This is a genomic window from Curtobacterium sp. NPDC092190, from assembly GCF_044755625.1.
Lineage (GTDB): Bacteria > Actinomycetota > Actinomycetes > Actinomycetales > Microbacteriaceae > Curtobacterium.
In genome coordinates this window covers 108,036-133,809 of record NZ_JBIVRJ010000005.1, presented here as the reverse complement: position 1 = coordinate 133,809, position 25,774 = coordinate 108,036, and the positions used below count along the sequence as shown (strand labels likewise).

The following is a 25,774-nucleotide window of genomic DNA, read 5'->3' as shown; positions in this document are numbered from 1 at the left end:
TGCCGAGTTCGCCGTGGAGCCGTCGGTGGATGCACCAGCCGGTGTACTCGACCGTCGCAATCTCGAGGTCCCGGATGCCGCGCCACAATCGGGCTTCGGATCAGTTCGGCTTCGAAAATCGAGCTCACCACCTCCGCGAGGGCGTTGTCGTAGCTTTCGCCCTTGAAGCCGACCGACGCGTTCACCCCGGCTTCGGCGAGCTGTTCGGCGTAGCGGATCGCTCGATGTCGGACTCCGCGGTCGCCGTGGCGGATCAGGTTCGACCGGTCGCGGCCCTCTCGCATGCCGGGTCCAGGTGCCCATCTCGCGGGCGTCGAGGACAAGGTCGGTGCGCATGTTCCGCGACAACTGCTGACTCAGGATCCGGCCGGAGAACACGTCCGTGACGAACGGGGCGCGGACCTAGCCGGAGGACTTGCGGATTGACGTGATCGGTCTACTTCTCACAGGAGTGGATCTGCGCCGCGTGAACGTTCTCGGACGCCCCGTCACGGGAGCCCGGTCGTCGAAGTGGTTGATGCGCCGGTCGAGCGCAGTGAGGGGCAACTGACAGGAGACCTTTGGGCGGGCGCCCACGCCGCTGTCCCACCATCAATTGGACACGAGGCCGGCCCCGCTGTCGATGTGCCACAGCGCGGTGTCATCGTCGGGAAGGTTCAGGCCCTTCACGCACCACTGGACGGCACACTGAACACGTCTTACGTCTGCCCCGCCTACGACCGCGCCCTCACCCGGTGGCAGGAAGTCGCCCGACTTCCACCCTCCCCGTCGACCGAAGGCCCTCTCGGTCCTTCCCACAAGTCGCACACAGTCAGTGAACCGGCGACGGCGAAGCACGGTCCGATGTCACCACCGGGCCGTGCTCGAGCCATTGAAGACGTGGGGGCGAGCATGATCAGCGCGTCTAAGTTCGCGAAGGGTCTAGTCGTGTACGAGGAGCTTACGGACGACAGCAAAATCAGGTAGCCAACCCCTACGCTCGTAGAATGGCCATTGACCCCGCCCTCTCCGCTTTAGCAGCTAACACCGAATCCACTGAACCCTGGGCCCGCCCCTCCTGTCCGAACTGTCGAAGTGGCTACATCGGCTTCGCGGAACCTAGCGAGGACGAGAGTCACGAGTCAGCACCGCACCACGGACATGAGGCGTTTGAGCCCGACTGGATACGAGGCACCTTCGTGATACGCGGGCAGTGCGAGAACCGGGAGTGTCAGCTTGCCGTGCACGGAACCGGGGACTACTTCGTCGACTACTCGACCCAGCAGGTCGACTTCGACTCGCCTGGCCCCCTGTACTCCTCCTACTACAAACTCACGCACCTGCACCCACCCATGCTTCTCATGCCGATCCCGAAGTCCGCCCCCGAGGAGATCCGAGAAGGAGTTTTGCGCGCGTCGAGGGTGCTCTTTGCCGACCCGGGTCTCGCCGCGACGGCCCTTCGAGCGACAGTAGAGCGCTTTCTGACCGCCGAAGGAGTCACTGGGGGCCCCAGCGGGAAGTTCCAAACCGCAGACGTCCGCATCAAGCAGTGGTCCGCGCAGGACCCGACCCGGCTGGCAGTCGCGAATTTACTTCTCGCCGTCAAATGGTTGGGAAATGCTGGGACTCATGAGGATGCAGACTTGACGACCACCGAAGTGCTAGAAGGCGCTGCAATGCTCGACGAAGCATTTCACCGCGTCTACACCGGTCCAGATCTCGATGCGCGCGCGCAAGTCATCAACACCGCCAAGGGCCCCTCTAGGTAACCCTGATCAACCACTCCGTTGACGCACTGTCGAATGAAGCCCAGCCGCGCCCAAAGTGCGTACATGAGGCGGCCGTGGACAGTCACGGAAGGCAAGGTCAATCTATTAGTTGTTGACCGAACTTCACGACGCCGGCCAGACCCACGGCGGTGGATGAGCGTCCCGCACTCTTGTCGCGTGGCAGTCCCGAGCGACGTGCACAGCAGGTGTCGCGGCGTTCATCGCGGGGTTCGAGAACGCGCTCTCCGTGGCAGCCGCCGCTCCAATGCGTGATTGAGCGAAGTTCCACGCCCCCGCCGCTGTCATGGACATCGAGCGGAAGGCGGCTGCGATGGCCGAGGGTCTAGCGCGTATCTGACCATCAGCGATGGGCGCAGGGCGAGATATGTTTAGGACTCCTACCGGCGCGACGAACCGCGGCAGCTGAGGGCTAGGGCCTCGCCGGCTCCGGGCCTGCCAGAGCTGAGACTCAACGCCTCTCGTCCGTGCTCTCGAACCACGGCGCTCGTCTACGGCGTGCGGTGAAAGATCGATCAGCGAAACGGAAGTTGCCCTTATAGCGCTTGGCCATACGAGGCTTGGTGAGATTGCGCTGCAACGGCTAGGCCGTCGAGGCGCGCGAGAGGCGGACCAAGCCTTGTGCTTTCGTGCCGCTTTTGACCTGGACCCGTCATCGGAACGTCCCAGCACGGCCCAGCACGGCCTTTGCTCATAGGATCGCACCATGGGGCACAAAGAACCGATGACGATCGCCAACGCTCTGCGGCAGATCCAGGAGCGGAGGTTGATACTCCCGGCGATTCAACGGGAGTACGTCTGGAAGCCGTCGCAGGTGATCCGCGTGTTCGACTCGGTGATGCGCGGCTACCCAGTCGGGAGCTTCCTGTCGTGGAGGGTCATGCCGGACACCATCAGTGACTTCAAGTTTTACGGGTTCATGAAGGACTACAGCGCCTTCGATAACAAACACAACCCCGTCATCGACATCCCGACCGACCGCGAAGTGGTCGCGATCCTCGACGGCCAACAGCGACTGACTTCACTCAACATCGGGCTTCGAGGAACGTACGCCTACAAGAACCACGGGGGATGGGCGAACAAGTCCTGGTCCTACCCGGAACGTCGGCTCTTCCTCAACCTCGCCGGCGAAGCACCAGAGAACGAACTCGGGCTGAAGTACCACTTCCAGTTCCTGACCGATGCTGACGTCGAGGCGGCGCGCGACGATGAGACGAAGATCTGGCTTCCTGTGGCGGATGTCTTCGGCGCGTCCGAGATGTCCTCGTTGATCCAGCTCCTCGCCAAGCACGGCGTGGGCAATGATCCTGTCGCCTCCGGGCTGGTCAGCACGCTGTGGGACGCGATCCACAAGACGGCCTCACTGCACTTCTACGAGGAGACCGAGCAGGACATCGAACGCGTCCTCGACATCTTCGTGCGAGTCAACTCGGGAGGGACGGTCCTGTCTTACAGCGACCTCCTCCTCTCAATTGCGACCGCGCAATGGGAGGGTGATGCCCGCGCGGCGGTCCACGGCCTGGTCGACGAGCTCAACAACACGGGCAACGGCTTCAGCTTCTCGCGCGACACCGTACTCAAGGCCGGTCTGGTCCTCAACGACGTCCGCGACATCAGCTTCAAGGTCAAGAACTTCACCGCCGCAAACATGGAGCAGCTCGAGGCTGGGTGGGACACGCTCAGCACCTCGCTCCAGGTCGCCGTCGGGCTGTTGAGCGACTTCGGTTTGTCCGGCGGATCGCTCACCGCAGACAGCGTCTTGATTCCCGTCGCCTACTACGTGCACCACCGGAACCTCGATCACGCCTACCGGCAATCCCCAAACACGCGGGAAGACCGCATGGGGCTGCGTTCGTGGGTACTGCGATCGTTGATCATCCGAGGCATCTGGGGCTCGGGTCTGGACACGCTCCTCCGCGACGTCCGTGAAGTCATCAGAAGTGAGGGCGCCGAGAGTTTCCCAGTCGCTGCCATCGAGCGAGCGATGGCAGCGCGAGGGAAGTCCCTCGCCGTTACCGACGCCCTCTTGGACGACGTTCTGAGCCTCGAGTACGGTCGCCCGCGAACGTTCGCCGTTCTCGCGGCGCTGTTCCCTCACGTCGACACGCGAAACCAGTTCCATGTCGACCACATCTTCCCGGCGTCGCTCCTCGAACAGAAGAGCCTCCGCCGGCTCGCGCAGAGCGACGGAACACCCCAGTTCACGCCCGACGAGATCGCCGAACTCACGGAGCGGAAGAACCAACTGCCGAACCTGGAGCTACTTCCGGGCCTGGAGAACATTGGAAAGCTCGCCGAAGTACCAGCGAACTGGGTCGCGGCCAACTACGCGACCTCCGAAGAGCGGAGCTCGTTTTTGGAGCGGAACGCGTTACCGGACCAGCTCCCGCACGGCGCTGCCGAGTTCGACTCATTCTTCCGTGCGCGCCGGGAGCTCCTCGAGACGCGCATCCGGACGACGCTCCGGCCGGCTGACGTGGAATACGCGCCGCAATCGCCGCCCGTACTGGCGCTCGACGAAGAACTCGCAGGAGGCGACGACGTCGACTGAGTCGAGTCCTTCACCGGGATGACCGGCGCGCGGGTCGACCAAACGGCGGTCCCAGGTCGGCGTCGGAGGAACGACCGGCGAATGAACAAGGCCAGCTCCTCCCGAGCGCATTCAGTCGGCTTCTTCTCGGCCCCAAATCCGAAGGGGCTATTGACAGTGAGAATGGAGCAGGGGTCAGCTCTACACAGAAAGCAAGATCAGTCCAGTGACACCCGCTGAGAACCTGCGGGAAAGTGAGGTGAGCGCGTGAGCTTCGAGTTCCCGCCCTCATGGGATCGTGGCGGCCTTGAATCGACCGGGTTCGAGGGATTCGTGACGTTCACTGAACTCCGTGTACCGCGAGTGCTGCAGTTACCCAAGGACCGGGGTGTGTACGTCGTGCTGTACGCGGGCCCCGAACGGCCAGACTTCTCCACCGACTCTCCGGCGAGGGGGGCGCCATACCCGCCCGAGGTTCTGGCAAGCGCTTGGCTTGAAGAGACGCCAGTTCTTTACATTGGAGCGGCCGACGCGCAAGGGCGAGGGCTTCACCATCGCTTGAAGCAGTACGCACGCCGTGGCAACTCGCACACGGGGGGCCGAGCAATCTGGCAGATCCCCAACGCTGACGAGGAGCTGCTCGTAGCTTGGGCGAAATCGCGCGACGAGCGAGGGGTTGACGTGGAAAAGCGGCTGCGCGCCGAGTTCAGACGGGTCTACGGCCAGTTCCCGTTTGCGAACTGGGTCAGCTGACGCAGCACCATGAGGGACCCGTGTGTACCTAGCCGCAAGTGCCACGTAGACGTGTGCGAAGCCTGCCAATGCTTCTTTCTCGGGGCGCTGTCAGGCATGTCGGGCCGTCATTGAGCAGGTCAATCCGGGATGATGAGCACACGTCATTGAAGCGGCGGCCACGTGGACATCAGCCTTACCGGTATCGAGCATCATCTCGTCATCGTTCAGACTAACAGGCGAGAATCCCAAGCACTCGACGATGGAGTAGCGGATGATGTAGCGCAGCAGCTCATGGACGCGCAGCAGCACGGCGTAGCCGAAATCCGCCAAGCACTGACATGTGTCCAGTGCTCGATGATGGTGAGGACGGAACTCCCTCATGGATACTTGAAGCGGGGTCAGATCCACGACACGTCTACATCACCACCGCTCCCCAATGGGATGCGCTCTTAAAGGAGAACCGCGACGTCTTTCACCGGCTCGCGCAAGGAGAAGGTGGTGACGCGGTGGCGATGATCGTCATCCTCAACGACGTGACCGGGTTGCCCAACTTCACGGATACCGTCCGACCCGTGCATCGAGTGAGCCTCTGACCGGTGCCTGCACCTCGCGAATGCAGCCCGGCTCCGAGTGACGCATCGCACGCCTCTCGCCCGCTGGGCTCATGATTGGAGCGTAGCGAGACCGACAAGACTTGAGTCCAAACGTCTCGATACCCGATGCTTCAACGAGATGGAAAAGTCGCCGGTCCGTTGCTCCTCCATGAGGTCGGCTAGGACGATGGTGAGGCGGCGGCGTCGTCTACTTCAACGTAAAGCTTCGACAACGGATTCGCTCCATTCTTTCGCTGCATGCTCCCCGAAGACGTCGATAGTCCATACGTCAGCGATTGCCTCCCACACCTTCCGTGGTTGCATCGTGCCACCTAGTTGACGCGCCATCTCCTTCGTCCATGCGTGATGATTCTCGATCAAGAGCGCCTTGTCGCGTGCGTCGAGGACTTCACCCGCAGGGCGACCCAGGCGCTCGGCAACTGTCGACCAGTGGTGATCGCTGAGCGCCTGAATCGTCTCCTTTTCTGGCGCTTCGCTGCCAGGTAGACGTCCATAGTCGGTACTCGACTCCTGGTCCGCGTCCACGACGCACCAGGCAGCGCGAGACAGCTTGTCCTTCACCGCAACAGAGGCCAGCGCGATGACTGTCTGTGCCGGTCCGACTGGCGTGATGCTCACGCGCTCAAGGGTCTCCGGTGCTCCCAGCGCGAGGATCCGTTCGATGAGGTACTGCGCTTCCTCGTCCTCGCAGAAGATGTCGAGTTCCTCGTGCCGTTTGTCGTCCATCTTGTTGAGTGCGAAGTCGGAGCTCACACCGTATAGCACCTGGCGCTGCCCGTCCCGATCTACGGCAATGAGGACGCGAGCGAGCGATGGGAGCTGTTCGAGGATGAAAGGTGAGTGCGTCGAGAGAATCACCTGCAATTTCTTGTCCAGCGCAAGACGCAACAACTCGGTCACCAAACCCCGCTGCGCCTGAGGGTGTAGCGAAGCTTCCACCTCGTCAATGATCACGAGGGACCTGTCCGGAGCCTTTGTGAGAAGAGCAACCAGGTCGAGCATCGAGTCCTCGCCGGCGCCCTGGTGGAAGTTCGAGTATTCAACGCCAGCCTGCGTGAGTACCCCGACTTGCTTGTCCTCACTGCGGTCGAGACGAGCTTGGTCGTACGTTCGTCCGAGCGCTCGGCTCAACTGAGCAACCCCTGGAGCGTCGAGGGGTTCGGTCGTGCCGCTGCTGATGACGTCCTGCGCGGTACGGCCGTAGCCGATCTGCATGTTGGCAGGTTGTACGCGTGAGATGTCGAGAAAGAAGGACGAACGCGTCTTCCGCTCAGGAGCACCACGCCAACGGCGCGTCGGCTTCCTGACCGTCACGGTGTCGGTCGTTGCGCCCAACCGAATTGTGTAAGTCAAGACAACACCCTCGACATCTTCCCAAGGAGTGCGCGGGAAGAAGTCATCCGGCGAGTAACTTGCAGCTGCGGTATTGCTCGGCGCGCGATACGCGGCAGCCGCTGCCTTCAGGATAGTGCTCTTCCCGGAGCCATTTGCACCCGCGATCGCCACAACGGGATACCGGAACTCGACCTGCTCGCCGCTCGAACCGCGAAGCCCTTCGATCCGCACGGCTGTCAGGAATTGCGGCCAGCCGTTGTCTGCGTGCCTTGCGCTGTCCCATGCGCTGGTGAGCTTCGGTGCCGTTGGTGCCGCCATGGGTCCCCCGTTCGTGGCCGACACGCATCTTCGTGCGGCTGATGACGTCAAGCTACCGGATCCGAGATTAGTGACCCACCCCCAGAGAACATTTGCCACCCCTCTGGCCGAGCTTCGCGCCACCACGGCCGAAGTTACAGATTCATCCCCAAGCCAAGGGCTCATTGAACAGAACCATCAGCCCGTCCTACCCGGCGAGGCGCCCGATTGCCGGTCGTCCACCGGCCAGCAGCGGACCGCCAACGCGCTGAGCGTCAGTGGCCCCACGTAGCCCGTCCGATCTGATTCTCACGGATCTGCCTCTAACGGACGCCGCTGTTCGTCAGGCAGATCGCGTCAGCTCGGGAGGTTGTGGCGGAGGTCATAGCCGGTGTCGGCGAGGAACTGCAGCCGGTCGCGTACTTCTTGTAGCGATGCCGCGTCGTCGGCGTTGCGGTAGTCGGCGCGGAGGAGCGTGTTGGCGGTGATGATGTCGTCGGTGCGGTCCGTGTAGCCGGCGGCTGCCGCGGTGAGGAAGATCGTGGGGTCGGCGGGCTGGATGAGTTCGGTGCCAGCGAAGCCGATCGTGTCGGGTTCGAAGCCGAGCGCGGCCATGTCGACCTGCTGCTCGGTGAAGGCGACGAGCCGGTATGCCATGTCGCGTTTGCTGATGGCGGGGTAGCCGGGGCGGTCGGAGATGGCGCGGCCGGAGATGCGGCAGCCCGCGTCGATAAGCCGTTCCGCCTGCTTGACGAGCGGCAGGTCTGACGTCCAGCGGGTCCGGGCGCCGCCTGGTCCGGGGTAGCAGGCGATGGCGAAGTCCACGAGGCCTCCGACCTGCCGGGACTCCCACCCGATGTCGGTCCGGCGCACGCGTTTGCCGAGGCGTGCGAGCGCGTCATCGACCTGTCCGGCAGTCAGCCCGGCCCGCACAAGCCCGTCAAAGGTGGAGCCGTTGACGGCGAGCATCCGTGCCACGGCGAAGGTGACGTAGATCGGTGCCGCGTCCTTCCACCGTTCTTTCGTCCCGAGGGCTTGTCGGCCGTCAATCCAGACGCGGCGCCGGTCGACGTCGACCAGCAGCACCGTCGCTGTCTGCTCCGCGAGAGCGATCTGCGTCGCGGTGACGGTCCTAGGCGCCAGCAGGAGCAGTTCCGCATCAGTCGGGTCGTCGTCGCGGGGCGGTTGGGTGAGGGTTGGGAAGCGTGCGCGGCGGCCGTCGGCAAGGCGGATCGTGTCGTGCGACTCCACGACCGCGCGAAGCCCCGCGAGTTTCAGGACAGTGAGCGCCTCGGTGAGGTCGGTGGTGTCGCCGAGCCCGTACGGCATCGTGATTTGCGGCCTACCCGCATACGTGGCGGCAACCCATTCGAGCCGTGGGCCCATCAGCTGCGCTCTTCCAGGGTGTCTGGCCGGATGAGGGCGACGAGCCAGCGGGTTTCTTCGAGGAACGGTTCCCATCCGGTGCGGTTGTCGCCGTGGGGTGGTTCGCAGATGTTGCCGGTGTCGGTGCTGCGGACGATGACCTGCCGCAGCTCGCTGCTGGGTGGGTCGCGGAAGAACACGTGCCCGTGCACGCTGGTCACGTCGAAGGCGACGTTGAGGAGGAACAGGTCAGGCCGAGTGGTCATGGTCGCCACCGTCGTCCGCGGAACAGGGCGATGATCGTCGTCAGGGGTCGTCCTTCTCGCATCCAGTCGAGCGGTGTCAGGACTCGGTCGTCGACTGTGAGGAACTCGAGGGGGGTGGTCATGAACTCGGTCATCGCGGCTGCGTCGAGGAGCGGTTGCGGTGCCGCCGCGTAGAGGACGTCCAGGCCGGGCAGCAGTGACGCCGGGTCGCCGAACTCGGGGAGTGCGGGTTTGACGAGTTGCCAATCGGGGATGCGTTCTTCGCCGTCGAGGTCGAAGCTCGTCAGCCGGTTCGCCTCGAACAGCTCACCAACCTCCTCAAGGCTGATTTGGAGGGCTGCGGCGACTTCTGGCTCGGTGAGGGTCGTGTTGAGGAGGTTCCGGCGGATGCGAGCTTGCGTTGTTTGCCACCAGTCCTCGGGGACGTCCGCCGGACCGACGGCGCTGTGTCCGGGTTGGCGGGGGATCTGTCGGCCTTCATCGGCGTAGGCGCTGAGTTGCTCGCGGGTGACTTCCCCGCGGGCGTACATCCACAGCTGCGACTGCCAGGGCATGTCGTCCGGGAAACCCTCCAAGTAGCCCGAATGGATGACCGCTCGGACTGCTTTTTCCCGCTTCGCGATCTCCGAGGCGGGGATGAGGAGAATTTGCACGATGCGGTTCGCTTCCCGCACTGCCGGCACGCTCAGGTCCGACAGGACCGTGTTGGTTCTGTCGTAGAGCTCGTAGCCGGGCTCGACGTCGATGGGGCGGACGAGGATCTGCGCCAGGTGCGCCTCCGGGTTCTCGGTGTCCTCGAGGAGGACGTGCCCCCAGAGGATCCGGTCGTTTGAGAGGTGCATGGACACCAGACGCATCATCAGCAACTACCTCCAGAGGGAATGGGCGCGAGCATGGCGGGTTAGGGCTGCGGGAAGTCGGCGGCGGTGCGGCCGATGCGTTCGGGTGTGTAGCGGAGGAGGAACCGCATGATGCGGTCCGCTTCGACCATCGCCGGGACGGTCGGATCCTGCGCGGTGGGGTCGACGTTGGTGACGCGGAACCAGGGCGATTCGTCGACGTGATCGATCAGGACCACGGCCGGCTTGTCGTGGGGGTGGTTCGAATCGGTAAACATGACGGAGCCGAAGAACCGGGTGTCGTCGTAGGCCAGCGTCAGTGACAGCAGTTGCAGCATCAGCCCACCCCGCCGCTGCCGTTGCCGGGGTGCCAACGCAGGTCGTGGGCGAGGTCGGATCGGAAGTGCAGCAGCTGCCGCAGCCCGTTCACCGCGTCCAAGTTCGCGGTCACCCAGCTGTCTTCGTAGAGGACGTGCGCGGTGATGAAGTCGTCGGTGCAACACCCTTCCGCGCTCGTGAGAATGGTGGTGTCCTGCGGGATGATGACCTTCACCATCGCGTCATCCGCCGACGCCGGCTCGTAGCCGAGCGCACCCATATCGGGGTGCTCGGCGAAGAACACGGCCAACCGGTCCGGCGGGACGAGCACGCCCGCCTGCTGCGCCGCCCACCGGTCCGACATGACCCCACCGAGACTGATGAGCTGGTCGGCTTGCACGTCGATGGTGTCGTCACGCCGCCAGCAGGTCCGGACCCCGCCGTAACCCGGATACGCCGCGAGAGCCCAGTCGACCAGTGCGGGCCGGTCCGTAGCTTCCCACCCGACAGGCGTGTGAAACACGTGCGAACTAAGGGCCGGCATGGCGGCGCGCACCTCGTCGAAGGGAACCCCGAAGCGGTCGGCGATGGCGTGCGTGCCGCCACCGTGCATGGCAATGCTGCGGGCGATCGCGAACACGGTCCGCCACCCTGGGGTCGCTTCCCGCTGCATCGACGTGCCATGCACTTGCCGGCCGTCCGCCCACACGCGCCCGCGTTTGCCGTTCACCACGATCAGGTCGGGGTATCGGCGCGCCAGTGACAACACCCCACCTTCGGATCCGCCAGGAAGCAGGATCACATCGTCCGTACGGCCGTCGGCGGCGTCGTCGATGACGGTGGCCGTCGGATCTGGGGTGGCGAGGAACGCGGTTCGGCCGTCGTCGAACCGGAGCCGGTCGAACGCCTCCACCCGTGCCGGCATCCCGGCAGCGGCGAGGGCAGTGAGGGTCTGGGTGATGTCTATCGTGTAGCCGAGCCCGAACGGCAACGACAAGATCGTCTGCTCACGGCGGATGTCCTGCACCCACTGCCGGTCACCCACGGGCGCCTTCCCTGTCCCCGTCAGACGGGCGCGGCGAATCGCGGCCCGCAAGCCTCGGGTCGTCTTCGGAGAGCCGCTCGAGCCCGAGGCCGGATGCGTCGAGGATGGCGTTCTCGGAGTCCTCGCTAGCGACGAACGATCCGATCTGCGCGTTGACCGCGACAAGAGTCCCAATCCGACTCCGCGCGTCCAACACGACCGCGGTGACCTCCTCAGCCGTGCAGTCAGAGGTCAGCTCCGGCTTCGACGGGTGCAGGGCGGGGAACTCCAGCTGCTGTACCGGCGGATGCCATTTCACCCCGACCCGCAGCACCCGGCCGTCGGCGTCGTTGCGGTAGAACATTGACCCGAAGGGATGACCCTGGTCGAGGGTGAGGTCCGCGCCGTAGAGGGTCCAACCGTCGGCCGCGTAGGCGGGATCCCATTGCTGAACGGTGAGAGCGCCGAGCCCCATCTTCAGGCCCGGGATTAGCGCCTGCCCGTTCTGCAGTTCCGCGTAGAGGGCCTGCAAGTCTGGGGGACTCTGGTCGCGCAGGTCCGACAACGGGATCCGTGCAATGCTGCGGATGGCGGCCTGCTGCCGTTCGCGGCGCTCAGTTTCGTCCCTGTTTGCGCTCATCGTCGCCTCCCTTTCGTGCGTTTCCGGACTTCTGGTCGGCGACCTGCTGCGCCATCTCGGCTGGTGGATGCCGGTGCTGTGAACGCTACGAAACAGGTGACGTCGGCGGTGGCTCGGGGACGCACCTCCGTCCACGAGCAGGAAAGTTCCTCGCGGATCCGCCAACAGCGCCGGCTCCCGCTGACGCGGCTACAGAACGCGGTAGGTGGCATCGCGGAGCCGGCGTGCACGGTCCGTTGGGAGGGTGCCGTTGCGTCGTGCCGCTCGTTGCTGTGTGGCCCAGCGGGCGATCGCTCGCTCGGTCGAATCAGGGGCGTCGCGACGAGGTGCACGTCCCGTCTGTGCCCAAAACGACTGATGCCGCATCAGCTGCTCCACCCACCGGTCCTCGTGCGGGTCCCACCGGAAGCCGGGGAACGCCTCCAAGCGGAGCGTTTGGTAGCTGCAGTGGCCGGCGCGGACTTCTGAGCGGCGCTGATACGCGAGCCGATCGACGAGCGCTTGCTCCCTCGTCCTTGCACGTGGGCGGCGAGAGTCTGACCGGGGCAGCCGTCCGGTATCGCTGACGAAGTGGTCGAGGTCGTGGACGAAGTTGATCCAGTTCCTGACGGTGGTCGCGGACGATGCGTTCTCCCCGATGTCGGCGAGGTAGAACTCGACGCCCCGGCGCTGGTCGACGCTCAGGAGCGGGATCGGCCGGTCGGCAACTTCTGCGTAGAGCTCGTGGAGCTCCGAGACGTAATCCGGCGCGCGGTTGGACGTACCCATTGGTCCCTTCCCGGGACCGGCGGTCGGTCCCGGGAAGGGGTATGCGCGGACGCAGACACGATCACGTCGACGGGTTCCTGCTCGCTGGGTGCTCAGTCCAGAAGCAGGAAACAGAACGCGTCGTCGACGCTTACGGTCGCTACACGTCCGCAGGCAGGACGCCCTTCCAGCCCGCGATCACACCAAGGACGGCTGTCGTGGCGCCGCGGACGACGGAGCCGTCGACGAAGCCAGGGAAAGGAGGCACCAGCAGCACCTCGCACTCACGCTGCTGCGCGAGATTGGCCTCTCACCGAGGACGCGGCGCCTGGTGCACACCAGCAGTGCTCGACGCTCGCGAGGTCTGCGCTGCCCGTATTTGGCGGAGGACTGCCTGCGCAGTGCGTTCGGGTATCGCCTCCAGCAACGCTTGCAAGTCACTGGCTGCGGGAGCTTTCGGCGCCTGCGCCGCTGGCGCGTCCATGACATCCCCGAGGACCAGGTCGGCAAGAGCGATGTCCTCGAGCCGCAGGATCGCCTCCCCGCGCAGCAGTCGAAGCAGCCGCGGATAGCTCGTGTCCGCCTGCGCTGCGTACTGCTTCGGGCTGAGCCCTCGCGCTTGCAAGCGTTCTCGGATCCGCAGCACCTGCTGATGCTGCAGCTGCGCTGCCCGGAGAAAGACCTCCGCCCTCCGGTCAGCAGCCTGCAACCACCGCAGCACCGGCGTGTGCCCGAAGCCTCGTGCGTCCTCAGCGAAGTCCCGTGGGACGAAGCGCGGCCCTGCCATCCCGACCCTTCCAAACCTCTCAAACGCGCCGAAAAAGCACCAAAAGGAGCATATTCATGCCAGAAGCAGGACCCAAATCGTGTTTCCTCCCCGCTGGCCACTGCGTCGCCGCACAGGGGTAGACATGACCCTCACTACCCCGATGAACCCGGCCCTGGTCTTCGGTTCGCGAGCCCTCCCGCAGCCACGGGCCTCCAGGCCGAGGAGCAGAACGCCGCAGCCCGCGCTGACGTCGGCGGACGCTGCGGCGCTTGCGCTGCCGGCGACCGTCACGTGGATGCCCAACGTAGAACGCGCCCGCCCGAAAACGGCGGCCGCGAACTCGGACCTGCTCAACCGAGAGCTCTACGACGTTGCGCTCTTCCGGCAACCGCACCGGTACCCGCGCCAGAAGAACATTCAGGGCCTCTACTTCTTCACCGGCGCCAGGAAGCACGTCTGGCACGAATCACAACTCGAGGCGCAGGTGATGCGGTGGCTCGACATGCGCGAGGACGTCATCGCGCTCAGCGCGCAGCCGATGCGCATCGACTTCGCGGACGGCACGTCGCACACGCCGGACCTTCTCACCCTCCACAGTGACCACCGTCAGGTGCTTCGCGATGTGAAGCCGGAGAGGTACATCCCGAAGTTCCAGGAGCAGTTCGCCAAGACGCGCGCGTTCTGCGAGCACGTTGGCTTTCACTACGAGGTCCACCACGAGCTGCCCCGACAGATCGACGTGAACCTGTCATGGATAGCCGGATTCAAGCACCACGGCTACCGCCCCATGCCGGAAGACATCTCCCGGACCGTCGACGCGCTGCACCGGCCGCTTGCTCTCCGGGACGCCGCTCGACTGCTCGACCCCGATGACCTCGCTCGTGGCCGCTCCGGGCTGTTCCACCTCATCTGGAGCGGACTGCTCGGCTTCGACCTCACCGCCCCCATCTCCGACCGCACTCTCATCGAACGGCTCCTCCCATGACCAGCATCAACACCGATGACCCCATCGAGCTCCGCGACGGCAGCATCCATCAATTCATCGCCAGCTCCGGCAGCGTCGTCCGCCTCCGCAACAGCTCCACCGGCCAGACCCAAGACATGCACATCGCAGAGCTCAGCCAGCAGTTCGTCGGACTGCCACCAACCTCCCCAGAGGCTGTCCGCCGGTTCGAAAAGCTGCCCGAGAAGACCAAGAAAGCCGCCATCACGATGGCGGACCACCTCGAGGAAATCGAGACGGGCGTGAACCCCACCCGAGACGAACGCCGTCCGGAGTACAACCTCGAGAAGACCACGCAGAACCAGCGCGTCGCGGCGAAGGTGCAGGAGCTGCGGAATACCGGGCAGGCTGCATCCCGCGCCACCGTGATGCGCAAGCTCAAGACTTGGCGGGAGGACGGCGCATCGGCACTCGCTGATGGCCGAGCACCGCGGTCAGACCCGCCGCTCAAGAACATCAACCCCGACGTCTACGACGCACTGTGCGACGTCATCGCGGACCAGAAGAACCGGTCAACCGGCACAACGAGCCGCCTTATCAACGAGACAGCCGCGACCCTCGTGAAACGGCACGGCGCCGACGCACCAGCCATGCCCTCGAACGCGACCATGTACCGCTACATCAAGGTGCTGACCAAGGGCAAGCACACCACCGGCTCAGCGTCGACACGGCGGTCCTTGGAAAACCGGCCGAAGCGTGTCTTCAAAACTCGCACGGAAGTGCTGCCCGGCGCCGAGGTGCAAGTCGACTCCACCACACTCGACATGTTCGTCAAGTCGCCCAGCGGCGACCCCGTTCGCCCCATCCTGACGGTTCTGCTTGACCGCGCCACACGCCTCGTGCTCGCGTTCACCCTCCGCCTCGTCGCCGGGAAGGCGGTCGACCACGTCGCCCTCCTCGCCCAGGCCCTGACGCCGCCGCAGAACCGTCCCGACAACACCGCGTTCCGAGCGATGGTGCAACGGGAGAACCCCTCCGTAACGCTCATGAGTCCCGAGGAACGCCGCGAATACGAGCGGACTCGCCCGTTCGTGCACCCCCGCTGCATCGTGATGGACAACGGAAAGGACTTTGTCTCAGAAGCCTTCCGTGCCGCCGCCGAAATGCACTGGGTCGACATCCGCTACAGCGCCCCGCACACCCCAACCGGCAAGCCGCTCGTGGAACGCAACTTCGGCAGCATCGCCTCCCTCCTCCTGCAGTACCGCAACGGCTACGTCGGTCGGTCCCCCGAGTTCCGCGGCTACCACGTCGAACGCGAAGAGCTCATGGACATCTACGCCCTCCACGAACTCCTCGACGACTGGTTCCTCAAGGTCTGGAACCACCGCCCACACGGCGGCCTCCGCGACCTGATGCACCCGAGCCAGAAGCTGACGCCGTATCAGATGTTCACGGAAGCCTCGCAGGTGACCAGCAACCTCAAGACCACCCTCACCCGTGATGACTACATCGCGATGCTGCCCACCCTGCACCGACGCGTCACCGACACCGGCATCACCATCAACTACCGCCAATTCGACTCCGAGGAACTCGACCCGCTGCGCAAGACGTTGTCGGACCTCCGGCGCCGCAACGGCAGGCACGAAGTCAAGCTCGACCCCTACAACCCCATGAAGGCGTGGGTCGCGAACCCGAAGGGCGGCTGGATCGAGTGCACCGTCCGCAACGCAGACGCGCGCTTCTACCCGCACCTCGAAGACAACGACTTCACCCTCACCGACGCCGAAACTGACCGCGGCGACGTCGCCGCAGTGACCGCGGCACTTGCCGGGGCGCCGCTGCACACGGCCATCGAAAGTACGCCGAACCTCCCCTCCACCGACTCCACCGACCCCTCCGACGATGACGACGACGACGTCATCTACGTCCTCGACTGAAACGACCCTCCGATGATTCACTTCCACGGCGACGACCGCCCCGCAGCCCTGCACCGCCTCGAGACCCTCGACGCGTTCCTCTCCGGCAGCTTCACAGCGCCCGCCGCACTCGACGACCAGGCGTACGGCGCGTTGACGGCAGAAGCCCGGGCCGCACACGACCGAGCACGCATCCTCTACCTCTCCGGCGGCATCGTCCTCGCCACACCGCATTACACCAAGGCCCGCACACAGCTCGAGAAGGCGTTCGCAGCGAACGCCGGCCGGAACTCCGGCCATGCCGGCGTCGTCATCTCCGGCAACTCGACCCTCGGCAAGACCACGCTGTGCAAGAGCCTCATGCGGCACATCTACCGCTCGTACGGGACCCAGTTCCCCGACTTCCGCGCACACAACCGCATCCCCGTGGTCTACATCGAGGTTCCCGCCGGCTCCACCGGCAAACTCCTCATGCGCACCTTCGCTGACTTCTTCGGCCTCACCGTCAGCAGCAGCGAAACGATGCTGAGTATCCGCAGCCGCGTCGTCGACCTCCTCAACGCCGCTGGCACGCAGCTCGTCGTCATCGACGAACTCCACAACCTCTCCCGCCACACCCAGGGCAACGGGGAATCTCACGACCTGCTCAAGAACCTCCACAACGACCTTGCCGCGACGTTCCTCTACGCCGGCATCAACGTGAAGAAGATGCTCGCCACCGAACGTGGAGCACAGATCGGCGGTCGGTTCTCCCTGCTGGAGCTGCGCCCGTACAACCTCAGCAGCCAGAAGGAGGCCAGGACCTGGAAGGCGCTCATCAACACCTTCGAGAAGCAGCTCCCGCTGCGCCACCAAGAGCACGGCTCCCTCGCGGACCTCGCCGACTACCTCCACGCCCGCACCAACGGTTCCATTGGCAGCCTCGGACGGCTCCTCACTGGCGCCGCCACCGAAGCCATTACCGACCCGAGCATCCCCTTCGAGCGCATCGACCGAGCGCTGCTCGACGCGCAGGAACTCGACGCCGCCGCCGAGTCCGCATACGCCGAGCACGCCGCCCGCAACGCCCGCAGCAAGAAGGCCCTCCTGCCAGGAATCGCAGCATGAACGACCTCCTCACCCGCCGCTACCCGATGACCGTCAAGCCCCTCCACCGAGAGACCGAATCCAGCTACACCCGCCGACTGCTGACGGCAAACCGCGAACTCGAATCGCACCAGAAGCAGCTGCTCCGCGCCGCGAAAGCTGAATCGGCGACCCTGGCCTGGCAGGACGTGCTCGAGCTGAAGACCGGCCGCCACCTCCGCTTCGGCGTCCCGCTCTCCACTGCCGAACTCGATGGTGGCGAGCACCGCTGCGAGCTCTGCCCGGACGCCAGCAACGTGCGGCTGATGTGCGCGCTCTGCACTAAGGGCGAAACCGTCGTGCAAGCGCCCGGCTTCACCAACCCGGTGTGCATCCGGCACCGTCGCTGGGTCGGACTCGACCTCTCCACCAGGCAAAGCACGGTCGACGCCACCACCGTCCGCGCAGCACTTCGCTTCGACCGGCTCCAGAAGAGCGGCCGACTGACCCCGCACCTCCACAACGTTCTTCGGAGTGCGACCGCTCGAATCGGCAACGGCGACGTCGCAGACCTTGCCGTCATCGTCGATGTCGCCGCCGCGGTGACCACCGGTCGGTTCCTCGAGCAACTCCTGCGCCCTGGCACGGACTATGCGCACGCCTACGCCGTCCTCACCGACGCTGTAACCGGTCTCGCCGGACGCAACGCTACCCCGGTCACCGCCGCGCTGTGGGGTTACTTCCGCCCGACCTTCTGGGCCCTCCGCCACGCAGTCGTCACGGCAACACCGTACGAACCTGCCTGGGCACACGACCAAGCCGTCCCGCTGCACCTCGCCGATGCGTACGTCGCCGCACACGAGGTCATCCCCTTCACGTCCTACAACGCCGAGGACAAGCGCACCAGTGGCCTCCGGCTCGGCCGCGGCGGCCTCGTCATCTGCGACCACGGACACCAGCACTCCAGCAAGGGTCGATGCCCGGTCTGCACCAACAGTGCCGTCGCCCCCGGCTACAACGACCTCGCAACCACGCACCCTGACATCGCCAAAGAGCTCGACCCCGTTCTCAACGGCAAGAACACCGCTCAGACCATCCAGGCCGCAGCCCGACTCAGCCTCGCGTGGCGCTGCCCACGCAACCGACACGTCTACTGGGCCACCGCATCGAACCGAACCCAGGGCGGGACCAACTGCGGCATCTGCAGCAACCGCACCATCGTCGCCGGCATCAACGACCTCACCACCACCCACCCCCGCCTCGCCGCCGAACTCGACCCCGCGTACGAGGCAGGTCACCCCGCCACGAAGATGTGCGCCGGCAGCGGAGACAAGCCCGAATGGATCTGCCCCGACTGCGGACACCACTACAAGATGTCCCTCTACAACCGCAGCCAAGGCTCCGGCTGCGAGCCCTGCCGCCGCGCCGGACTCCGAAGCACGCGCACGAGCCTCGTCGACACGCACCCCGACATCGCCGCACAGTGGCACCCCACCCGGAACAACGGCAAGCAGCCCGAGGACTACTCCTACGGCTCGAACGATGAGGTCTACTGGCTGTGCGCCACCAGCGCCGCCCACTGGTACCCGCAGCGCATCGACCGAAAGGTCCAGGGCTACGGATGCTCGCTCTGCTCCAGCCGACGACTGGTCCTCCGAGTCAACGACCTCGCAACCACCGACCCGCTCCTCGTCACCGAGTGGCACGACTACCTCAACGTCCCCAAGCGGCCCGAGCTCATGTTCGCCGGAACCGACCGGCACTGGTGGAAGTGCGCCTTCGGACACGTCAAGCAACAGAGCGTCCCGAACCGTCGGAAGTCCCGCGGCTGCACCGACTGCGATCCCGAGGACAGGATCCTCAACTAGAACTGAACAACACTAAGACGACGGCGAAGCTCACCAGCTTCGCCGTCGTTTTCGTCGTTCTGGCCAGTCAGCCCAAAAGGTCTCACGTCCGGTGAGAAGATTCCGGAACGCCTCAATCCGGCGTTCTCAAGCAGCGCATGGTCTCATCGCTGCGAAAGAGTCTCACCTGACTTGAGAAATGACATCCGTCATCGGCTTCGGCCCCGGGTCGTCGTCGCGTCCCCGTCGTCATGCCCCGTCGTCGCGCTCCCGGACGGCGTCGACCACGATGTCCGCGGACGGGCCGGAATCTCGGTGAGGTACACGCGGCTCCGAACCCGCCCGGGCAGCGCCTGGTAGACCTCGTTGGACGAACGCGTCAACGGTCGATGCACCGTGTGGGCTCCCGACGGAGCCGGCGGCCCTCGTGCTCCAGTCCCGAGCGGCTCACCCCACCTCCGGCGTCCCGGACCCACACATCACGCACGTCCGCACAACGAAAGGACCACCCATGAGCTTCCTCGGCTTCATCCTCCTCGGCCTCATCGCCGGCGCCATCGCCAAGCTGATCCTCCCCGGTCGGCAGGGCGGCGGCTGGCTCGCCACGCTCGTCCTCGGCGTCATCGGCGCCCTCATCGGCGGCTGGATCGGCGGCGCGGTCTTCAACGTCGGCTACGACGGCTTCTTCAGCATCCAGTCCTGGATCATCGCGATCCTCGGCGCGCTCGTCGTGCTGGTGATCTGGGGCCTCATCACGGGCCGCCGCGGGAGCCGCGCGTAGTCCACGAGCTCCACGACGACGGGAGGCGCGGTGCCGGACGGCACCGCGCCTCCCGTCGTTCCACCAGTCAGCACGACCCGGAAGACCCCGCCATGCACCTGCGCCGCTCCCCCGCCCCGACCAGCGTCCGCCCGAGCACCTGGACCGACCCGTACGGCCGACTCGCGGTGCGCTGCCTGCAGACCGTGGTGATCGTCGTGGTCATCGGCGGGATCGTCACCGCTGCGACCACACTGAGCCTCGTCACGATCCCGGTGCTGCTCGCGCTCATCATCGCGTCGGCCCTGCACCCGCTGGTCGGCTGGCTCCGTCGGCACGGGGTCCCGTCGGTGCTCGCCACGACGATCGCGTTCGTGGCCGTCCTCGCGGTGCTCGCCGGCGTCCTGTGGCTCCTCGTCGCCGCCGTCGCGAACCAGTGGTCCTCGCTGCAGGACTCGGCGGTCGACGGGCTCCAGCAGGTGCAGGACCTGCTCCACGAGCTGCCCGTGCGCATCACCGACGGGCAGATCGAGGACGCCGTGGACGGTGTCGTCGACTTCGTGACGAGTGCCCGGTTCGGGGCGGGGGCCATCGCCGGCATCTCGGCGGTGACGAACGTCGTCACCGGGGCCGTGCTGATGGCGGTCATCCTGTTCTTCTTCCTCAAGGACGGCCCCGCGCTGTGGGAGTTCCTGCTCCGCCCGTTCACCGGCGAGCAGTACGACCGTGCGCGCCGCATCGGGGACCGCGTGGTGACGACCCTCGGCGGGTACGTGCGCGGGACGGCCGCCGTCGCCGCCTTCGACGCGGTCGCGATCGGCACCGGGCTCGCCGTGCTCGGCGTCCCGCTGACGATCCCGCTCGCGGTGGTGGCGTTCGTGACCTCGTTCATCCCGATGATCGGCGCACCGATCGCCGGCACGCTCGCGGCGCTCGTGACCCTCGTCGCACTCGGGCCGGTGAAAGCGGTCATCGTCGTCGCGATCGTCGTGCTCGTCAACCAGATCGAGGGCAACTTCCTGCAGCCCGTGCTCATGGGCAGGACGCTGCGGCTGCACGGGCTCGTCATCCTGGTCGGGCTGACCGCGGGCACCGTGCTCGGCGGGGTGACCGGCGCGCTGCTCGCGGTGCCGCTCATCGCCGCCGGGTGGGGCGTCGTGCAGGTGTGGAACGGCGAGGACGCCCCGGCGACGCCCTGGCGGCAGAAGCGGCGCGAGACGGTGCCGGTCGGCTGAGCGCCGGGCGGTCACCACGCCGCACTACGCTGCCCTGATGGACGGGACACAGCCGGACGAGACCCGGTTCGACGGGCACGTGGTGATCGGCGGCGGCGTGGTCGGCGCCGCCGCGGCCTGGGCCCTGACCGCCCGCGGCGAGCGCGTCCTGCTCGTCGAGCAGCACCCTCGCGGACACCTCGAGGGTTCGTCGCACGGCGCGACCCGGATCTTCCGGCAGGGCTACAGCGACCCGGAGTACGTCGCGCTGACGACCCGCGCGCTCGCGCTCTGGGACGCCCTCGAGTCGACGACCGGCACGACGTTGCTCGACCGGACGGGCGCGGTCGACCACGGCCGGCCCGAGGTGGTCGACGCCATCGCCGCGGCGCTGGCGGACGCCGGGATCCCCCACGAGACCCTGACCCCGGAGGCCGCCGCGGACCGCTGGCCCGGCATCGCGTTCGAGGGGCACGTCCTGACCCACGCGACGGCCGGACGCATCCGGTCGGCCGACACGATCGAGCTCCTGCTGACGCTGGCGGAGCGGACGGGCCTCGCCGAGCTCCGGTTCGGCACCCGGGTGGCGGCGGTCGCGGACCACGGGGACGCGGTCACCGTGACGCTCGACGACGGCACGGCGCTCCGCACGGCGAGCGTGGTGGCCGCGGTGGGGTCCTGGGCGCCCACGCTGGTGGGTGACGTGCTCGCCGCACGCGGGGCGCGCCTCCCGGCCGTCCGCGTCACCCAGGAGCAGCCCGCCCACTTCCCGACCCACCTGCCGGACGAGGCCTGGCCGTCGTTCGTGCACTGGGCCGACGGCGACGACGTGTACGGGTTGCTGACCCCGGGCGAGGGCGTCAAGGTCGGGTTCCACGGCACCGGCCCGGTCGTCGACCCCGACGCCCGCGACAAGCGCCCCGTGCCCGAGGAGGCAGCGCGGCTGCAGGCCTACGTCGCCCGGTACGTCCCCGGCGTCGACGCCACACGCCCGACGTTCATGAGCTGCCTGTACGACACCACGCCGGACGAGGACTTCGTCATCGACCGGCGCGGACCGCTCACCGTCGCGACCGGGTTCTCGGGCCACGGGTTCAAGTTCGCGCCGCTGCTCGGGGAGCTCCTCGCCGACCTGGCGACCGGTGGCGAGCCGATCCCCCGCTTCGCCCTCTGACCGCCCGCCGCCCCGCTACGGTGGTCCGGTGCGCGTCGTCATCGCTCCCGACTCCCTGAAGGGCACCGCCACGGCGGCCGACACCGCGCGGGCGGTCCGGGCCGGGTGGCTCGACGAACGGCCGGAGGACGACGTCGTCACCGTGCCGATGGCCGACGGCGGCGAGGGCACGCTCGACGCGTTCGCCGCGGCGTACCCGGCGGCCGAACACGTGCCCGTGACGGTGACCGGGCCGGCCGGCACCCCCGTCGACACCCACTGGCTGCGCCTGCCCGACGGCCGGGCCGTGGTGGAGCTCGCGGCGACGAGCGGGCTGCCGCTCCTGGGAGGGGCACTGCTCCCGGAGACCGCGACGAGCCGAGGGTTCGGCGAGGCGATCGCGGCGGCGCTCGACGCGGGCGCGACCGGGCTCGTGCTGGGCATCGGGGGCAGCGCCTCCACCGACGGCGGACGCCCGGTGCTCGAGGCGCTCGGGCTCGCCGTCGGTGCTTCCGGCGCGGTCGACCGGTCGGGGCTCCGGCCCCTGCCCGCCGGTGGGGTGGTCGTCCTGTCCGACGTCACGTCACCGCTGCTCGGACCGGCCGGTGCGGTGGCCGTGTTCGGACCGCAGAAGGGCATCACGCCGGACGCTGCCCCGGCGTCCGAGGAGCGGCTCGCCGCCTGGGCACGCAGCCTGCCCGAGGTCGACCCCGCGACGCCCGGTGCCGGTGCCGCGGGCGGTGTCGGCTTCGGGCTGCTCGCCTGGGGCGCGACCCTCGCACCGGGAGCGCTCGCGGTCGCGGACGTGCTCGGACTCCCGTCGCTGCTCGACGGCGCCGACGTCGTGGTCACCGGCGAGGGACGCTTCGACGAGCAGAGCGCCGCGGGCAAGGTGCCGACGGTGGTCCGGGCGCTCGCGACGGAGCACGCGCCGGGGGCCCGGGTGGTGCTGGTCGCGGGCGAGATCGAGGCGCGGCTGGACGACTTCGCGGCGGCGGCCTCGCTCGTGGTGCTCGCGACGCAGACGACCGGTGAGCCGGACGACGCCCTGCGTGACCCGCTGCGCTTCGCGACGATCGCCGGGCAGCGGTTGGCGCGGCTCGTCGGCTGAGCGCCCGGGGCGTGGCCGACACGCCCGCCCGGGCGCACGAGGGGTACCCCGACGCAACCTCCCTGCCCCCATGGCGCGGGACCACACTGGGGAGCGGGTCGCACCCGACCCGAGAAGCACCCCCACGAGGAGACCAATGCGCACCGTCAACGCGTACGCGGCACCGTCGGCCACCGAGCCGCTCGTCAAGACCACCATCACCCGTCGTGACGTCGGCCCCGACGACGTCATGATCGACATCGCCTACGCCGGGATCTGCCACTCGGACATCCACACCGTCCGCGGCGAGTGGGGTCCGATCCAGTACCCGCAGGTCGTCGGCCACGAGATCGTCGGCCACGTCACCGAGGTCGGCGCGAACGTCACGAAGCACCAGGTCGGCGACCGGGTCGGCGTCGGCTGCATGGTGAACTCCTGCGGCGAGTGCGAGCAGTGCCGTGCCGGCCAGGAGCAGTACTGCCTCGAGGGCAACATCGGCACCTACGCCAGCGTCGACCCCGCCGACGGCTCGATCACGCAGGGCGGCTACTCGCAGGCCGTCGTCGTGAACGAGGACTTCGTCCTGAAGGTGCCGGAGTCGCTCGACATCGAGAAGGTCGCGCCGCTGCTCTGCGCCGGCATCACCACCTACTCGCCGCTGCACCACTGGAAGGTCGGCCCCGGCTCGAAGGTCGCGGTCGTCGGCATGGGCGGCCTCGGCCACATGGCCGTCAAGATCGCCGTCGCCCTGGGCGCCGAGGTCACCGTCCTGTCGCAGACCACGTCGAAGGAGGCCGACTCGCTCCGCTACGGCGCGAAGGCCCACCACGCGACGAAGGACCCGGCCACGTTCGAGCAGCTCGCGCAGTCGTTCGAGCTCATCATCAACACCGTCTCGGCCAAGCTCGACATGAAGGCGTACCTCGGGCTGCTCAAGGTCGACGGCACGCTCGTCAACGTCGGCGCCCCGTCCGAGCCGCTCGAGGTCCCGGCGTTCGCGCTCATCCCGCGCCGCCTGAGCTGGGCCGGTTCGGCCATCGGCGGCATCGCCGAGACCCAGGAGATGCTCGACTTCTGCGCCGAGCACGACATCCTGCCGGAGACCGAGCTCATCAGCGCCGACCAGGTCAACGAGGCGTACGAGCGCGTGCTGTCCTCGGACGTGCGCTACCGCTTCGTGATCGACGCGGCCACGCTGGCCTGACGACGGGTCCACGGACGGGAGGCGCGGGGGGGGGCGGGCCCCCCCCCCCCCGCCCGGCCGGCCCCCCGGGGGGGCCCCCCCCGGGGCCCCCCGCGGTCGCGGGGGGGAGGGGGGCCGCGACCCCTGGGGGGGGTGGCCCTCTTACTGGGGCTCCGGATTGGTTATCGCCGCGCCCCGGGGGGGGGGGGGGGGGGCCCCGGGCGGGGGGGGGGGGGGCCGCCCGCCCCCGCGCCTCCCGTCCGTCCGTCCATCCGGAGTGGCACCACCCTCCTTGTCCGCAGAACGCGAGACAGCAGTCCGGGCTGCGCGACGCGCCCGCTGCGCCGACACGAGGAGGGAGGCTGGTTCGATGGACGACACGACGAACGAGGGACTCCGCTCCCTGGTGTCGGTGTCCGGCAGTGACACCGACGGCGCGATCGCCGACCTCGCCGGGATGTACGCCGGCAAGGCCTGGCACTCGGCGCACGTCGACGACGACTACTGGTACCGCTACGTCGCCGTCGGCGACGAGCGCATGAGCATCCGCCGGTCGCAGATGCACGGCTCACTGCGCGGCGACGTCGCCGTCGAGGGCGAGGTCGTCGTCCAGTGGCTCGACTCCGGCACCGCGACCGTCGACACCGGCCGGAACGCCGTCCGCATGCAGCCGGGCGTCCCCGTGCTCTTCCCGATCGAGCAGCGCTTCGAGATGGAGTACCGCGACTGGGACCAGCGACTGGTGCACCTCGACCGCGACCTCGTGCTCGACGTGGCCTCCGAGCGCCACCTCGTCGACGGCACGCTCGCCTTCGACCGGTTCACGCCACCCACGACGGCGGCCGTCGAGCGGTGGCGTGCGTCGGTCGCATCGGCTGTGCGGGCGCTGCGCGACGGAGGCGCGGGATCGCTCGCGTGGCACGAGTCCCAGCGCGAGGTCGTCCGCTCCCTGCTCGACCTGTACCGGTTCCACGGGGAGCCCGCTCCCGTCGGCTGGGGTGAGCACCGCAACGCCCGCGTCCGCTCCGCCGTCGAGACCGTCCACGCACGGGCCCACGAGCCGCTGACGGTGTCCGACATCGCCATCGCTGCCGGTCTGAGCGTGCGCGGACTGCAGGAGTCCTTCCAGCGGACCCTCGACCGCACGCCGATGCAGTACCTGCGCGAGGTGCGGCTGCGTCGGGCGCACGACGACCTGCTCCGTGCCGAGCCCGGCTCCGTCGCCGTCGCCGCGATCGCGGCCCGCTGGGGCTTCACCCACATGGGGCGGTTCTCGGGCGAGTACCTGCGGCGGTTCGGGGAGTACCCGAAGCAGACGCTGCGGCGCTGACCCCGGGCCGCTGCTCGTCGCTCGT

22 protein-coding genes are annotated in these 25,774 nt (G+C 67.3%); 13 read left to right on the top strand and 9 right to left on the bottom strand.

What is annotated here, in order from left to right:
- Window positions 1-986: 986 nt before the first annotated feature.
- From ACIQFY_RS13550 to ACIQFY_RS13540, 3 genes are all read left to right on the top strand, one after another.
- The gene (locus ACIQFY_RS13550; RefSeq protein ID WP_400340515.1) at window positions 987-1,748 is read left to right on the top strand and encodes a DUF4145 domain-containing protein; all 762 of its coding nucleotides are present in this window, start codon (window positions 987-989) and stop codon (window positions 1,746-1,748) included.
- A gap of 742 nt (window positions 1,749-2,490) precedes the next feature.
- On the top strand, window positions 2,491-4,317 hold the full coding sequence (locus ACIQFY_RS13545) for a DUF262 domain-containing protein (protein ID WP_400340514.1): 1,827 nt from the start codon (window positions 2,491-2,493) through the stop codon (window positions 4,315-4,317).
- 246 nt (window positions 4,318-4,563) lie between these two features.
- Window positions 4,564-5,049, top strand: a complete 486-nt coding sequence (locus tag ACIQFY_RS13540) for a hypothetical protein (protein ID WP_400340512.1) — start codon at window positions 4,564-4,566, stop codon at window positions 5,047-5,049.
- 90 nt (window positions 5,050-5,139) lie between these two features.
- On the opposite strand, the gene ACIQFY_RS13535 is transcribed toward ACIQFY_RS13540, so the two are convergent.
- The 9 genes from ACIQFY_RS13535 to ACIQFY_RS13495 all read right to left on the bottom strand — a co-directional run bounded on the left by ACIQFY_RS13535 (window position 5,140) and on the right by ACIQFY_RS13495 (window position 12,497).
- The gene (locus tag ACIQFY_RS13535) at window positions 5,140-5,361 is read right to left on the bottom strand and encodes a hypothetical protein (protein WP_400340511.1); all 222 of its coding nucleotides are present in this window, start codon (window positions 5,359-5,361) and stop codon (window positions 5,140-5,142) included.
- Between the two features lie 476 nt (window positions 5,362-5,837).
- Window positions 5,838-7,298 carry an ATP-dependent nuclease gene (locus ACIQFY_RS13530; protein WP_400340509.1) on the bottom strand — a complete coding sequence of 487 codons (1,461 nt, stop codon included), beginning with the start codon at window positions 7,296-7,298 and terminating at the stop codon, window positions 5,838-5,840.
- 336 nt (window positions 7,299-7,634) lie between these two features.
- Window positions 7,635-8,606, bottom strand: coding sequence for a hypothetical protein (locus ACIQFY_RS13525; protein ID WP_400340507.1), 972 nt, complete (start codon window positions 8,604-8,606; stop codon window positions 7,635-7,637).
- 56 nt (window positions 8,607-8,662) lie between these two features.
- Entirely contained in the window at window positions 8,663-8,908 is a 246-nt protein-coding gene (locus ACIQFY_RS13520; RefSeq protein WP_400340506.1) for a hypothetical protein, read from the bottom strand.
- Window positions 8,905-9,756 (bottom strand): antitoxin VbhA family protein, encoded by an 852-nt coding sequence (locus ACIQFY_RS13515; protein ID WP_400340504.1) that lies wholly within the window; start codon window positions 9,754-9,756, stop codon window positions 8,905-8,907. The genes ACIQFY_RS13520 and ACIQFY_RS13515 overlap by 4 nt, the downstream gene beginning before the upstream one ends.
- A 53-nt stretch (window positions 9,757-9,809) precedes the next feature.
- Window positions 9,810-10,085: a hypothetical protein gene (locus ACIQFY_RS13510; RefSeq protein WP_400340502.1), complete on the bottom strand. Its 276-nt coding sequence runs from the start codon at window positions 10,083-10,085 to the stop codon at window positions 9,810-9,812.
- A complete protein-coding gene (locus ACIQFY_RS13505) occupies window positions 10,085-11,110 on the bottom strand; it encodes a hypothetical protein (RefSeq protein ID WP_400340501.1) in 1,026 nt (341 codons plus the stop codon). Before ACIQFY_RS13505 ends, ACIQFY_RS13510 begins: the two co-directional genes overlap by 1 nt.
- Window positions 11,103-11,729: a hypothetical protein gene (locus tag ACIQFY_RS13500; RefSeq protein ID WP_400340499.1), complete on the bottom strand. Its 627-nt coding sequence runs from the start codon at window positions 11,727-11,729 to the stop codon at window positions 11,103-11,105. Before ACIQFY_RS13500 ends, ACIQFY_RS13505 begins: the two co-directional genes overlap by 8 nt.
- Before the next feature lie 189 nt (window positions 11,730-11,918).
- Window positions 11,919-12,497 (bottom strand): helicase associated domain-containing protein, encoded by a 579-nt coding sequence (locus tag ACIQFY_RS13495; RefSeq protein ID WP_400340498.1) that lies wholly within the window; start codon window positions 12,495-12,497, stop codon window positions 11,919-11,921.
- A gap of 890 nt (window positions 12,498-13,387) precedes the next feature.
- Between ACIQFY_RS13495 and ACIQFY_RS13490 the strand changes: the two genes are divergently transcribed.
- From ACIQFY_RS13490 to ACIQFY_RS13445, 10 genes are all read left to right on the top strand, one after another.
- A complete protein-coding gene (locus ACIQFY_RS13490; protein ID WP_400340496.1) occupies window positions 13,388-14,230 on the top strand; it encodes a TnsA-like heteromeric transposase endonuclease subunit in 843 nt (280 codons plus the stop codon).
- Entirely contained in the window at window positions 14,227-16,128 is a 1,902-nt protein-coding gene (locus ACIQFY_RS13485) for a hypothetical protein (protein ID WP_400340494.1), read from the top strand. Before ACIQFY_RS13490 ends, ACIQFY_RS13485 begins: the two co-directional genes overlap by 4 nt.
- 12 nt (window positions 16,129-16,140) lie before the next feature.
- Window positions 16,141-17,214, top strand: coding sequence for an ATP-binding protein (locus tag ACIQFY_RS13480; protein WP_400340492.1), 1,074 nt, complete (start codon window positions 16,141-16,143; stop codon window positions 17,212-17,214).
- Window positions 17,211-19,040 (top strand): zinc-ribbon domain-containing protein, encoded by a 1,830-nt coding sequence (locus tag ACIQFY_RS13475; protein WP_400340490.1) that lies wholly within the window; start codon window positions 17,211-17,213, stop codon window positions 19,038-19,040. Before ACIQFY_RS13480 ends, ACIQFY_RS13475 begins: the two co-directional genes overlap by 4 nt.
- 490 nt (window positions 19,041-19,530) lie before the next feature.
- Complete coding sequence (locus tag ACIQFY_RS13470) at window positions 19,531-19,800, top strand: GlsB/YeaQ/YmgE family stress response membrane protein (RefSeq protein WP_066651839.1); 270 nt, start codon at window positions 19,531-19,533, stop codon at window positions 19,798-19,800.
- Between the two features lie 92 nt (window positions 19,801-19,892).
- The gene (locus ACIQFY_RS13465; RefSeq protein WP_209684209.1) at window positions 19,893-21,014 is read left to right on the top strand and encodes an AI-2E family transporter; all 1,122 of its coding nucleotides are present in this window, start codon (window positions 19,893-19,895) and stop codon (window positions 21,012-21,014) included.
- Window positions 21,015-21,051: 37 nt separating this feature from the next.
- The gene (locus tag ACIQFY_RS13460; RefSeq protein ID WP_400340487.1) at window positions 21,052-22,167 is read left to right on the top strand and encodes an FAD-dependent oxidoreductase; all 1,116 of its coding nucleotides are present in this window, start codon (window positions 21,052-21,054) and stop codon (window positions 22,165-22,167) included.
- Window positions 22,168-22,195: 28 nt separating this feature from the next.
- A complete protein-coding gene (locus tag ACIQFY_RS13455; protein WP_066651833.1) occupies window positions 22,196-23,257 on the top strand; it encodes a glycerate kinase in 1,062 nt (353 codons plus the stop codon).
- 136 nt (window positions 23,258-23,393) lie between these two features.
- Window positions 23,394-24,440 (top strand): NAD(P)-dependent alcohol dehydrogenase, encoded by a 1,047-nt coding sequence (locus ACIQFY_RS13450; protein WP_066651831.1) that lies wholly within the window; start codon window positions 23,394-23,396, stop codon window positions 24,438-24,440.
- 349 nt (window positions 24,441-24,789) lie between these two features.
- Entirely contained in the window at window positions 24,790-25,749 is a 960-nt protein-coding gene (locus ACIQFY_RS13445; RefSeq protein ID WP_066651828.1) for a helix-turn-helix transcriptional regulator, read from the top strand.
- Window positions 25,750-25,774 lie beyond the last annotated feature (25 nt).